Source organism: Microbacterium sp. Bi128, assembly GCF_918698205.1.
In genome coordinates this window covers 1-13,008 of the sequence record NZ_CAKKMM010000083.1, presented here as the reverse complement: position 1 = coordinate 13,008, position 13,008 = coordinate 1, and the positions used below count along the sequence as shown (strand labels likewise).

The following is a 13,008-nucleotide window of genomic DNA, read 5'->3' as shown; positions in this document are numbered from 1 at the left end:
CCGGTGCCCCCCGCCGCGCGCCCGGATGCGCACACCTCCGCCTCCGATCCCGCGCCACCGTTGCGCCCTCACGACGGACGCGATCGCTCGATCTCTCGTCAGGCAGTCATGACCTCCTCCTCTCCCACCGTCCGCTCGTCGTCGGCTCCGGCCAACCCCCGCTCGCGTGTCATCACCGCGAGCCTCATCGGCACGACGATCGAGTTCTACGACTTCTACGCGTACGCCACCGCGGCGGTGCTCGTCTTCCCCATCCTCTTCTTCCCCACCGGCAACGAGACGACCTCGCTCCTGCTGTCGTTCAGCGTGTTCGGCGCGGCGATGGTCGCGCGGCCCCTCGGCGCCGTCGTCTTCGGCCACTTCGGCGACCGGTTCGGGCGCAAGGCCACGCTCGTGGCATCCCTCCTCACGATGGGTGTCGCGACGTTCCTCATCGGCTGCCTGCCGACGTTCAACGAGATCGGCGTGTGGGCAGCCATCCTGCTGCTGATCATGCGTCTCGCGCAGGGCTTCGCGCTCGGCGGCGAATGGTCGGGCGCGGCGCTCGTCGCGACCGAGAACGCCCCGAAGGGCAAGCGCGCCTGGTACGGCACGTTCCCGCAGCTCGGTGCCCCGATCGGCTTCATCATCGCCAACGGCATCTTCCTCACCATCAACTTCGCCCTGCCCCACCCCGACGGCACCGCACAGCGGTCGGCGGAGTTCCTCGCGTGGGGCTGGCGCGTGCCGTTCCTGTTCTCGGCCGTGATGGTCATCGTCGGACTGTGGGTGCGCCTCAAGCTCGTCGAGAGCGAGTCGTTCGCCAAGGCCGAGAAGAGCGGCGTGATCCGCAAGTTCCCGCTCGGCGAGGTCATCCGTCGCAACTGGGTGCAGCTGATCCTCGGCACGTTCATCATGCTGGCGACGTACGTGCTGTTCTACCTCATGACGAGCTTCACGCTGTCGTACGGCACCAAGCCGACGCTCGAGGGCGCCGCCGCCGCGGCCGAGAAGGCCGGCACCCCGTTCGATCCCGCCGCCTACGTCCCCGGCCTCGGATTCGGGTACACGGACTTCGTCATCATGCAGATCATCGGCGTGGTGTTCTTCGGCATCTTCACCCTGCTCTCCGGCCCGCTCGCCGACCGCTTCGGCCGAAAGCGTCTGCTGATCGGCGTGACGATCGCGATCATCCTGTTCGGCTTGACCTTCGCTTTCTTCCTGCTGCCGCAGGCCGATGCGAACCTCACGCGCGTCTACGTGCAGGCGTTCCTCATCATCGGGTTCCTGCTGATGGGCACGACGTTCGGCCCCATGGGCGCGGTGCTGCCCGAGCTGTTCCCGACGAACACGCGCTACACCGGCTCGGCGATCTCGTACAACGTCTCGTCGATCCTCGGCGCCGCCCTCGCCCCGATCGTCGCCGTGGCGCTGTGGGCCGCGGGCGGCGGAAACCCGTGGCTCGTCGGGGCGTACCTGTCGGTGATGGGTGTGCTCACCCTCATCGCGGTGTCCCTCTCCCCCGAGACCAAGGACGTCGACTACGACGACAACCTCGCCGCCGCGGCGACCGCTCCGTGACCCGGACCGGCGGATGATCGGATGCCACGGGGCCTCGGCCTCGTGGCATCCGTCGTTCCCGGGCGCGGGACGTCAATCTATGTTGACAAACGCCCGTTCGTCAACATAGATTGACGACATGAACGACACGACCCGCACCGCCGTCGGCGGAACCGGTGACGACGAACCGCTGGCCGAACTCCGCCGCCTCCAGGCGGTGCGGCAGGAGATCGCCCGCCTTGAAGAAGCCCAGGTGCGGCGCGCCCGTCTGCGCGGACACTCCTGGGTGTCGATCGCCAGCGCACTGGGCGTGTCCAAACAGGCCGCCCACAAGAAGTACGGTCGAATCTGATCCCCCCTCACAGAACGAGGTGAGCATGTCTGTGTCCTCTCCCGCTCGCAGCCGTCGCGGCCGCCGCGCACCCGAAGGCCCGCGCGCGTCCTTCCGTCAGTTGCTGCCGTTCCTTCTCGAGCATCGCCGCACGCTCATCGTCGTCGCGGTGCTGAGCGTGCTCGGCGCGGCTGCGACGCTGGTGCAACCGCTGCTGGTCGGCGAAGTGATCTCGCGCGTGCAGAATTCGGTGCCGCTGGGGCTCCTCGTCTGGATGCTGGTCGGATTCGTCGTGCTGTCGTCGCTCATCTCGGGCTACCAGCACTACCTGCTCCAGCGCACCGGCACCGCGGTGGTCTACTCCAGCCGTCGGCGGCTGATCTCCCGCATCCTGCGCCTGCCGATCAGCGAGTTCGACGCCCGCCGCACGGGCGACCTCGTGTCCCGCGTCGGGACCGACACGACCCTGCTGTACGCCGTGCTCACGCAGGGACTGGCGGATGCCGTGGGCAACGCGCTCATCCTCGTCGGGGCGATCGTGGCGATGGCGTTCATCGACCCGCTGCTGCTCGGGTTGATCGTGCTCGTGCTCGGGGTCTCGATCGCGACCGTGGTGGTGCTGAGCACGCGCATCCGCACGGCCTCGGCGGTGCAGCAGGCCAAGGTCGGCGAGCTCGCCTCGGGTGTCGAGCGGGCGGTCGGCTCGATCCGCACGATCCGCGCGTCGGGGGCGACCGAGCGCGAGGTCGAGACGGTCACGTCCACCGCGACCGCGGCGTACGACGCGGGCGTCCGGATCGCGAAGGTGTCGGCGCTCATCGTGCCCGTCGCCGGGATCGCCCTGCAGGTCTCGCTGCTCGTGGTGCTGGGCGTGGGCGGTTTCCGCGTGGCATCCGGGGCCATCGACGTCGCGGCACTCGTGACCTTCGTGATCTTCCTGTTCCTGCTCGTGCAGCCGCTCGCCTCGGCGATCGGGGCGATCACGTCCGTGAACCAGGCGCTGGGAGCGCTGGGGCGCATCCAGGAGGTGCTCGACCTGCCGCTCGAAGACGACGGCGACCGGACGGCGACGACACAGGCCCGGGCGGATGCCGCGGCGATCGAGTTCCGCGACGTCCGGTTCCGCTACCCCGACCACGTCGTGAAGGCGCGCGAGGCCGCCGCACAGGAGGCCCGGTCGGTGCTCGTGCAGGCGCACCTGGACCGCGCCGCGGACGAGACCGCGGTCGAAGCCGAAGAAGGCGAGAACGAGGTGCTGCGGGGGGTGTCGTTCACCGTGCCGCGCGGATCCCGAGTCGCGCTGGTCGGCCCCTCCGGCGCCGGCAAGAGCACGGTGCTGTCGCTCGTCGAGCGCTTCTACGACCCCACGGGCGGGGCGATCCTCATCGACGGCGTCGACGCCCGCGACCTCCCACGCGCGGACCTGCGCGCGCGGTTCGGCTACGTCGAACAGGACGCCCCGACCCTGGCCGGCACGATCGCCGACAACCTGCGCCTGGCCTCGCCCGAGGCATCCGATGCCGAATGCGAGCGGGTGCTGCGCGCGGTCAATCTCGGCGATGTCCTCGAGCGGAACCCCCTGGGCGTCGACGCCCCGGTCGGCGAGGACGGTGTCATGCTCTCGGGCGGCGAGCGTCAGCGCCTCGCGATCGCGCGAGCGCTGCTGGCCGCTCCCCCGGTGCTGCTGCTGGACGAGTCGACGTCGTCGCTGGACGGCGTCAACGAACAGCGCATGCGCGAGGCGATCGACGCCGTCGCGACCGACCGAACGCTCCTCGTGATCGCGCACCGCCTGTCGACCGTCGTCGACAGCGATCTCATCGTGGTGCTCGAGAACGGCCGCGTCGTCGGCCAGGGCACGCACAGCGAGCTCGTGGCATCCGTCCCCCTCTACCGCGACCTCGCGAAGCACCAACTGTTGGTGTGAGCGCGGGGCGGGGCGCCGCCGGGCGGGGCGCCCCACGCGGAGCACCGCCGCACGCCGAGACTGCATTCGCCTGACATCTCCCCCGCAGCGTGCAATGGAGATGTCAGGCCGGTGCAGTCTCGCGGATTCTGCGCCCCCGCGGACAGGACGACGCCCCTCCCGCGCGCCAAGAGCAGGGAGGGGCGTCGAGTCGGTGGGGCTACGCGCGCTGCAGGCGGTAGCGGAGCGCGGCGAGCTCGGCACGCAGGGCGGCCGGAAGGTGGCTCCCGAAGGTGTCGAAGAACTCCTCGGTCAGGTCGGCCTCGGCCAGCCACGACGCCGTGTCGATGGCGAACAGCTCCTCGAGGTCGGCGGCCGGAAGGTCCAGGCCCGACAGGTCGAGGTCCTGCGTCCGGGGCAGGCGGCCGATGGGGGTGTCGACGGCATCGACCTGGCCGTCCACCCGGCGGATGATCCAGTCGATCACGCGTGCGTTGTCGCCGAACCCGGGCCAGAGGAAGCGGCCGTCGTCGCCCTTGCGGAACCAGTTGACCTGGAAGATCCGGGGTGCGCGATCGAAGCGGAGCTTCTCGCCGACCTTCAGCCAGTGGGCGAAGTAGTCGCCCATGTTGTAGCCGCAGAACGGGAGCATCGCGAAGGGATCACGGCGCAGCTCACCGACGGTGCCCTCCTGCGCCGCGGTCTTCTCACTCGACACCGTCGAGCCGAGGAAGACACCGTGCGACCAGTCCGTGGCCTCGAGAACCAGCGGCACGTTCGTGGCGCGACGCCCGCCGAACAGGATGACATCCAGCGGCACGCCCTCGGGGGTCTCCCAGTCCTGCGCGATCTGGGGGCACTGCGCGGCGGCCACGGTGAAGCGCGAGTTCGGGTGCGCGGCCGGGCGGCCCGAGGCGGGGGTCCAGTCGTTGCCCTCCCAGTCGACGAGCTGCGGGGGTGCCTCGTCCGTGAGCCCCTCCCACCACACGTCTCCGTCGGGGCGGAGCGCGACGTTGGTGAAGATCGTGTTTCCCCAGAGCGTCTCGACCGCGGTGACGTTGGTCGACTCACCGGTTCCGGGGGCGACACCGAAGAAGCCGGCTTCGGGGTTGATCGCCCACAAGCGTCCGTCCTCGCCGGGACGGATCCACGTGATGTCGTCGCCGAGGGTCTCGACGCGCCACCCGGGAATGCTCGGACGCAGCATCGCGAGGTTGGTCTTGCCGCACGCCGAGGGGAAGGCCGCCGCGACGTGGTACGCCGTGCCCTTCGGGTCGATGACGCGGATGAGCAGCATGTGCTCGGCGAGCCAGCCCTCGTCGCGGCCGATGACCGAGGCGATGCGCAGGGCGAAGCACTTCTTGGCCAGGATCGCGTTGCCGCCGTACCCCGAGCCGTACGACCACACCTCGAGCGTGTCGGGGAAGTGCACGATGTACTTCTCGTCGTTGCACGGCCAGGCGACGTCCGCCTGCCCCGGGGCCAGCGGCGCACCGACCGAGTGCACGGTCTTCACCCACGGAGCACCCGCGGCGATCTGCTCGAGCACCGCCGTGCCCACACGGGTCATGATGCCGATGGATGCCACGGCGTAGGCGCTGTCGGTGATCTGGACGCCGATGTGGCTGAGCGGTCCGCCGACGGTGCCCATCGAGAAGGGCACGACGTACATCGTGCGCCCGCGCATGGACCCGGCGAAGACGCCGTCGAGCGTCTCGCGGATCTCGGCCGGGGCGATCCAGTTGTTGGTGGGGCCGGCATCCTCTTCGCGTTCGGACGCGATGTAGGTGCGCGACTCGAGCCGGGCGACGTCGCTCGGGTGCGAGCGCGCCAGGTACGAGCCGGGTCGCCACTCGGGGTTGAGCTTGATGAGCTTGCCCTCGTCGACCATCTCGCGCAGCAGTGCGTCGTTCTCGGCCGCCGACCCGTCGACCCAGTGGATGCGATCGGGCTGCGTGAGGGCGGCGACCTGGTCGACCCAGGCGACGAGTGCGGCCAGGCCCGGGCCTTCGATCGACGGACGGATGCCGTGGCCGGCGGGGGTCGGGCGAACCGACGCCGCGGCGGAGCGATCGGCGGAGCGGCCCGGGAAAATGTCGGCGAGTGCCATGTCGATCTCCTCGATTGAGAGCGAATTCGGTGGTCTTCCTCCACTTTGCGGCTTGTCGCCGCGACTTTCATCTCGATCGCGGCACAAGAATCGATGATCTTTCGCTATCGTCAAGGAATGGCCTCGTCACTCGAACTGACCACGCTCGGGCATCGCATCCGTCACCATCGCCTGGCCCGCGGCTACACGCTCGACGAGCTCGGAGCCCTGGTCGGTGTCGCCGGCAGCCAACTGAGCCTCATCGAGAACGGCAAGCGCGAGCCCAAGCTGTCCCTGCTGCAGGAGATCGCGCGGGCGACCGAGACCGAGGTCACCGAGCTGCTGTCGACCGAGCCGCCCAATCGCCGTGCGGCGCTGGAGATCGAGCTCGAGCGGGCGCAGTCCAGCCCGTTCTTCCGCCAGCTCGGTATCGCGCCGATCAAGGTGACCAAGGGGACGAGCGACGACACGATCGAGGCGGTCCTGGGGCTGCATCGGGAGCTGCAGCGTCGCGAGCGCGAGACGATCGCGAGCCCAGAGGAGGCGCGCCGCGCCAACACCGAGCTTCGCGTGCGTATGCGCGGGATCGACAATCACCTCCCCGAGATCGAGAGGCTCGCAGAGAAGCAGCTCAAGGCCGCCGGGCACGGCACCGGGGCGCTGACGCACCGCACGGTGAGCATCATGGCCGAGCAGCTCGGCTTCGAGCTCATCTACGTCGCCGACCTCCCCCACTCGGCGCGCTCGGTGACCGACCTCGAGAACGGACGCATCTACCTGCCCCCGGCATCCATCCCCGGCGGACACGGCCTGCGCTCAATGGCGCTGCAAGCGATGGCGCACCGTCTGCTCGGGCATCGCCCGCCCACCGACTACGCCGACTTCCTGCAGCAGCGGCTCGAGATCAACTACTACGCCGCGTGCTGCCTCATGCCCGAGACGAGCTCGGTCGCGTTCCTCGCTCAGGCCAAGAAGGACCGCAACCTCGCGGTGGAGGACTTCCGCGACGCGTTCGGTGTGACGCACGAGGCCGCCGCGATGCGCATGACCAACCTCATGACGACGCATCTCGGCATCCGGCTGCATTTCCTGCGCGTCGACGGCGACGGTGCGATCGCCCGCGTGTACGAGAACGACGACCTGCCGCTGCCGACCGACGTCACCGGCTCGGTCGAGGGCCAGATCGTGTGCAAGAAGTTCTCGGCGCGCGCCGCGTTCACCGAGCACAACCGGACGACCGAGCACTACCAGTACACCGACACCCCGGCCGGGACGTTCTGGTGCTCCACTCAGACCGGCACCACGTCCGACGGCGATTTCTCGATCACCGTCGGCGTTCCCTTCGACGACGCCCGGTGGTTCCGCGGCCGCGAGACCTCGACGCGCGGGGTGTCCCGCTGCCCCGACGAATCCTGCTGCCGACGACCCGACTCCGAGGCGGCGGTGCGGTGGCAGGGAAAGGCGTGGCCCAGCGCCCGGGTCCACCGCCACATGTTCTCGCCGCTCCCCCGCGGCATGTTCCCCGGGGTCGACGACGCCGAGGTCTTCGCGTTCCTGGACCGCCACGCGGGCGACTGACCCCGGTCCCGCGGGGCACAACTCCGGCATGATCGGCAGGATCCTGGCATCCCGGCCCGCGCGGCGTGGCAATGCAGGAGTTGTGCGGGTGGCATCCCGGGCCGCGCGGCTCGGCCGCGACCGCGACCGCGACCGGTGTCGTGTCCGCGGCGGGCAGGCACAACTCCGGCACCGCAGCCAGTCAGCACCGAGGAAGGCCGCCGACCGACCCGGCTGCAGGAGTTGTGCGGGTGGCATCCCGGGCTCCGCGGCGAGGCGACGCAGGAGTTGCGCGGCGGGAAACGACGGATGCCACGGCCCGACGCTCCAAGAAGCGCGGAGCCCGCGGCGCGGGGCCGGCCGCACAACTCCTGCAGAACACCGGGCTCCCCTCGCCGGGCGTCCAGAAGGGGCGGAAACGCAGGAGTTGTGCGCGGCGGGAAACGACGGATGCCACGACCCCGACGCTCCAAGGAGCGCGGGGGCGTGGCATCCGGGGGTGGTCAGGCGTAGGGGTTCGCCGTGAGGGTGTACTTCGTCTGCAGGTACTCGTGGATGCCCTCGTCGCCGCCCTCGCGGCCGAGGCCGGACTGCTTCCAGCCGCCGAACGGGGCGGCAGCGTTGGAGACGACACCAACGTTGAGGCCCATCATCCCGGTCTCGAGTCGCTCGATCATGCGCTGACCGCGCGCGAGCGACTCGGTGAAGACGTACGAGACCAGGCCGTACTCGGTGTCGTTGGCGATGCGCACCGCGTCGTCCTCGGTGTCGAAGGGCACGATCGCGAGCACGGGCCCGAAGATCTCCTCGCGCAGGATGTCGCTGCCCGGCTGGACGTCCGAGACGACGGTCGGCTCGAAGAAGGTGCCGGGACCGTCGACGGGCGAGCCGCCCGTGGTGACCGTGGCGCCGCGCTCGACGGCGTCGCCGACGAGGGTCTTGGCCTTGTCGACCGCGCGGTCGTCGATGAGGGGTCCGATCTGCACGCCCTCCTCGGTGCCGCGGCCGATCTTCATCGCCTGCACGCGCTCGGTGACGCGACGGGTGAACTCCTCGACGACCGACCGCTGCACGATGAAGCGGTTGGCGGCGGTGCACGCCTGGCCGATGTTGCGGAACTTCGCCAGCATGGCCCCTTCGACGGCCTTGTCGAGGTCGGCATCCTCGAAGACGACGAAGGGCGCGTTGCCGCCGAGCTCCATCGAGGTGCGGAGAACTCCCGGAGCCGCCTGCTGCAGCAGCTTCACCCCAACCGGGGTCGAGCCCGTGAAGGACAGCTTTCGCAGGCGCGGGTCGGAGATGATGCGCTCCGAGACGGGCCCGGTGTTCGTCGTGGTGACGACGTTGACGACGCCCGCCGGCACGCCCGCGTCCTGCAGGATCTGCGCGAAGAACAGGGTCGTGAGGGGCGTGAGGGTCGCGGGCTTGATGACGACCGTGCAACCGGCGGCCAGGGCGGGCGCGATCTTGCGCGTCGCCATGGCGAGGGGGAAGTTCCACGGGGTGATGAGGTAGCACGGGCCGACGGGGTGCTGCGTGACGATCATGCGTCCGGTGCCCTCGGGGTTCGCGCCGTAGCGACCCTGGGTGTGGGCGGTCACCTCGCTGAACCAGCGCAGGAACTCGCCGCCGTAGCCGACCTCGCCGCGCGCCTCGGCGAGGGGCTTGCCCATCTCGAGGGTCATCAGCAGCGCGACGTCCTCCTTGCGCTCCTGCAGCAGGTCGAACGCGCGACGGAGGATCTCGGCCCGCTCCCGCGCCGGCGTCGCCGCCCACGACGGGAACGCGTCGGCCGCGGCATCCATCGCCGCGACGCCGTCGTCGACGGTCGCGTCGGCGATCTCGTGGATGACGTCACCCGTCGAGGGGTCCTTGACGGAGACGGTCTTGCCGCCCGTGGCGGCGCGCCACTCCCCGTTGATCAGCAGGCCGGTGGGTACGGATGCCAGCAGCTCGCTCTCGCGCGAATCGGTCATGAATCCTCCTGGATCGATGCGGGGTGTCCCCGCCCATTCTTCTCAGCACACCGGCGCGTGCCGATATACGTTGCGTACAAGGGGTTCGGCATGATCGCCGCCACGGCCAGCGCACCTCGGCCGCGGCGACGCGGCCCTGTCGCCGATAAACGCCGCCGCGAGTGAGACACGCCGCGCCCCGCCGTGTTTCGCTCGGCAGAGCGTTTATCGCGTCGGGTCAGGATGCCGAGCCGCCGACGACGGGTCAGCGCGCGGCCGCACCCACCGGGGCAGCCATGGCGCCGGCGAGGAAGCGCTCCAGACCGGCGGGGTCGGTCAGCGGCAGCACGTGCGCAACGTACTGGTCGGGGCGCACGACCACGACGGCTCCGTCGGCGGCGATTCCCCGCTCGGCGAAGATGTCGGCGGTCGTCCACGCCGAGGGCGAAGCCGCGAACACCTTCTCGAGATCGGTGAGCCCGAGCTGCCCCGATTTCGGGCGGAAGAGCTCGGGCACGTCGACGACGTCCTCCCAGCGACCGGGGAACACCGCCTTCGCGTCGAACACGGCGTCGGGATCCGCACCGGCGGGAGTGAACCGCTTGATGATCGCCCGCGCGGCCTCGGCCCACGCGCGCAGCGCCGTGCCGTCGGCATCCGCGAAGGCGTAGAGGCGCCAGCGCCCGTCGGCACGGGCGTGGTGCCCCAGGTGGACGGGATTGCCGTCGCACACGCGGACGACCTCGACGCTGTGGAAACGCTTGCCGACGGGGAATCCGGATGCCAGCTCCTGCGCCGCGTCCGCCCCGACGATCGGGGACGGACCGTACTGCGTCATGAAGCCGGAGGGGAACTCGGCGGTGGCGAGGTAGTAGGTCGACAGCTCGTCGGGGTCGGTGATCTCGCCGGGCTTGCGCGCCATGAGCGAGGACCACTCGCGGTCGAAGTCGATGAGCTGCTGCGCGACCGGCTGACGCTCGGCGGAGTAGGTCCGCAGCAGGTCGGCCGGCGCGAGGCCGGTGAGCACGTGACCGAGCTTCCAGCCGAGGTTGAAGCCGTCCTGCATCGAGACGTTCATGCCCTGCCCCGCCTTCGCGCTGTGCGTGTGGCACGCGTCGCCGGTGAGGAAGACCCGGGGGCTCTCCTCGTCGTCGTCGAAGCGGTCGGTCACCCGGTGACCCACCTCGTAGACGCTGTGCCAGGCGACCTGCTTCACATCGATCGCGTACGGGTGCAGGATCTCGTTCGCCCGGCGGATGATCTCTTCGATCGGGGTCTGCCGCACCCGGTGGTCGTCGTCCGCGGCCACTTCTCCGAGATCGATGTACATGCGGCTGAGGTAACCGCCCTCGCGCGGGATGTGCAGGATGTTGCCGGCGGCGGCGGTGATCGCGCACTTGATGCGCCAGTCGGGGAAATCGGTCTCGACGAGCACGTCCATGACGCCCCACGCGTGCTGGGACGCCGCGCCGACGTGCGTGCGCCCGATCGCCTGCCGCACGCCGCTGCGCGCGCCGTCGCAGCCCGCGACGTACTTGGCACGGACGATGCGCTCGCCCGCGGCATCCCGCACCCGCACCTCGACGGGGTACTCCCCCTCGTGGTGCACGGTGAGGTCGACGAACTCGACGCCGTAGTCGGGCGCGATGCGCGCGGGGCCGTTCGCGGCCGCCTCGGCGAAGTAGTCCAGCACCCGCGCCTGGTTGACGATGAGGTGCGGGAACTCGCTGATCTTGAGGGCGTAGTCCTCGGTGCGGGTGGTGCGGACGATGCGCTCGGGTGCCGCGGGATCGGGGGCCCAGAAGTTCATCCACCCGATGTTGTAGGCCTCGGCGGTGATGCGGTCGGCGAACCCGAAGGCCTGGAACGTCTCGACGCTGCGAGGCTGGATGCCATCGGCCTGGCCGAGCACGAGGCGCCCCGCGCGCTTCTCGATGAGGCGCGTCGTCACACGCGGGAACTGGGACATCTGTGCGGCCAGCAGCATTCCGGCCGGCCCGGAGCCGACGATGAGGACGTCGACCTCATCGGGGAGGTCGGCGGGGCGGTCGATACCGGTCCCCGCGGCGGACTGCACGCCCGGATCGCCCGAGACGTACCCGTGGTGGTGGAACTGCATCGTTTCTCCTGACGTCGATGTCGGGTTGCACCGCGGCGGCGCGGTGTTCTATATTCGAACGCAACGTTCTCCTATCGAACGAGAGGCTAGCTGCTCCATGCCCGCACGGCAAGACGCCGCCCCTGCCTCGCAGACCCTGAGCCGTGGCATCCGGCTGCTCGAAGAACTCGCCGCCGCTCGCGCGGCCCTGTCGATCGACGACCTGGCGGGGCGGGTGGGCCTGCACCGCTCCGTCGCCTACCGCCTGCTGCGCACGCTCGAAGACCACGGCCTGGTGTCGCGAGATGCCACGGGCGCGGTGCGCTTGGGGACAGGCCTGGCCGCGCTCGCCGCGGGGGTCGCCGCCGACCTGCAGTCCGAGGCGCTCCCCGAGCTGACCGCCGCGGCCAACGACCTCGGGATGACGTGCTTCCTCGTCGTCCTCGACCACGACGAGTGCGTGACACTCGCGAGCGTCGAGCCGCGGCACGCGGTCACCGCCGTCGCGCAGCGCCCGGGCGCACGGCATCCGATCACCCGAGGGGCGCCGGGTCGCGCGGTGCTCGCGCAGCTGCCCCCGCGGCTCTGGCCCGACGACGTGGACGCACGCCTCGCCGCCGAGGTCGCCGAGGCCGTCGAACGCGGCTGGGCGACGAGCCACGACGAGGTCATCCCGTCGCTGCGGGCCGTGGCCGTGCCGCTCGCCGTGCAGGGACGCGAGCCCGCGGCCGTCGCCGCCGTGCACGTGTCCTCGGAGCTGGATGACGCCGCGATCGCCGCACGACTGGCCTCGGCCGCCGAGGCGATCCGCACTGCGCTGTGAGGACCCCACGGACCCGGCGGGGATAGGCGCAGTCCGCCTCCGCAAGAGACTGCGGAGACGCGGGTGTGGCATACTCATGCCGTCCGGCGCGCGCCACCCCCGCCGGTGCTCGAAAAAGGGGCACACAGCCGCTCGATGACCGAGTGCGCGAGACACATACGGCTTCCGCATCCGTACCGTCTCGAAAGGCTTCGCCATGCCCTCCGTGTCCGCACACGTCGCCCGCACCCTCGCCGCCCACGTCGATCACGTCTTCGGCGTGATGGGAAACGGCAACGCGTATTTCATCGACGAGCTGCATCGCACCGGCGCCACGTTCACCGCCCTCCGCCATGAGGCGGGCGGCGTGGTGGCCGCCGACGCCTACCACCGTGCGAGCGGACGCATCGCGGCGGCGACCGCGACATACGGAGCCGGGTTCACGAACACGCTCACCGCGCTGGCCGAGGCGGCGCAGGCCCGCATTCCGCTCGTGCTGGTCGTCGGTGACGAGCCGACCTCGGGCCCGCGCCCGTGGGGCGTCGACCAGATCGCGCTCGGCTCCGCCGTGGGCGTGCGGACCTATACGGTGGGCGACCGGGATGCCGCAGCCACGACCGTGATCGCTCTCGAGCATGCGCTGACCTACCGTCGGCCGGCGATCCTCGCCATTCCGTACGACGTCGCGGCCCGCGAGGCGGGCGAGGTTCCCGCCCCGACCCCGCTGACGC

The 13,008-nt window shown here is 70.5% G+C and carries 9 protein-coding genes; 6 read left to right on the top strand and 3 right to left on the bottom strand.

All coding sequences use genetic code 11. From position 1 onward, the window contains the following. The first annotated feature begins 108 nt into the window (after positions 1-108). The 3 genes from LQV45_RS08775 (at position 109) to LQV45_RS08765 (ending at position 3,797) form a co-directional block, all read left to right on the top strand. Positions 109-1,560 carry an MFS transporter gene (locus tag LQV45_RS08775; protein ID WP_230006671.1) on the top strand — a complete coding sequence of 484 codons (1,452 nt, stop codon included), beginning with the start codon at positions 109-111 and terminating at the stop codon, positions 1,558-1,560. A 118-nt stretch (positions 1,561-1,678) separates the two neighbouring features. Then, positions 1,679-1,891, top strand: a complete 213-nt coding sequence (locus LQV45_RS08770) for an AsnC family protein (protein ID WP_230006670.1) — start codon at positions 1,679-1,681, stop codon at positions 1,889-1,891. Positions 1,892-1,916: 25 nt separating this feature from the next. Beyond that, positions 1,917-3,797, top strand: a complete 1,881-nt coding sequence (locus LQV45_RS08765; RefSeq protein WP_230006669.1) for an ABC transporter ATP-binding protein — start codon at positions 1,917-1,919, stop codon at positions 3,795-3,797. A 199-nt stretch (positions 3,798-3,996) separates the two neighbouring features. Here LQV45_RS08765 and LQV45_RS08760 read toward each other — a convergent pair whose 3' ends face one another. Further along, a complete protein-coding gene (locus tag LQV45_RS08760) occupies positions 3,997-5,886 on the bottom strand; it encodes a phosphoenolpyruvate carboxykinase (GTP) (protein ID WP_230006668.1) in 1,890 nt (629 codons plus the stop codon). Between the two features lie 117 nt (positions 5,887-6,003). Here LQV45_RS08760 and LQV45_RS08755 point away from each other — a divergent pair, with 117 nt between their 5' ends. Continuing rightward, positions 6,004-7,443 (top strand): XRE family transcriptional regulator, encoded by a 1,440-nt coding sequence (locus tag LQV45_RS08755; protein WP_230006667.1) that lies wholly within the window; start codon positions 6,004-6,006, stop codon positions 7,441-7,443. Between the two features lie 482 nt (positions 7,444-7,925). Here LQV45_RS08755 and LQV45_RS08750 read toward each other — a convergent pair whose 3' ends face one another. Next, positions 7,926-9,398 carry an NAD-dependent succinate-semialdehyde dehydrogenase gene (locus LQV45_RS08750; RefSeq protein ID WP_230006666.1) on the bottom strand — a complete coding sequence of 491 codons (1,473 nt, stop codon included), beginning with the start codon at positions 9,396-9,398 and terminating at the stop codon, positions 7,926-7,928. Positions 9,399-9,642: 244 nt separating this feature from the next. After that, the gene (locus LQV45_RS08745) at positions 9,643-11,496 is read right to left on the bottom strand and encodes an FAD-dependent monooxygenase (RefSeq protein ID WP_230006665.1); all 1,854 of its coding nucleotides are present in this window, start codon (positions 11,494-11,496) and stop codon (positions 9,643-9,645) included. Positions 11,497-11,593: 97 nt separating this feature from the next. Between LQV45_RS08745 and LQV45_RS08740 the strand changes: the two genes are divergently transcribed. Together LQV45_RS08740 and LQV45_RS08735 are read left to right on the top strand one after the other, a co-directional pair. Next, the gene (locus LQV45_RS08740; protein ID WP_230006664.1) at positions 11,594-12,298 is read left to right on the top strand and encodes an IclR family transcriptional regulator; all 705 of its coding nucleotides are present in this window, start codon (positions 11,594-11,596) and stop codon (positions 12,296-12,298) included. Positions 12,299-12,494: 196 nt separating this feature from the next. Continuing rightward, on the top strand, positions 12,495-13,008 hold a 514-nt coding region (locus LQV45_RS08735; protein ID WP_253074567.1), incomplete at its 3' end, for a thiamine pyrophosphate-binding protein.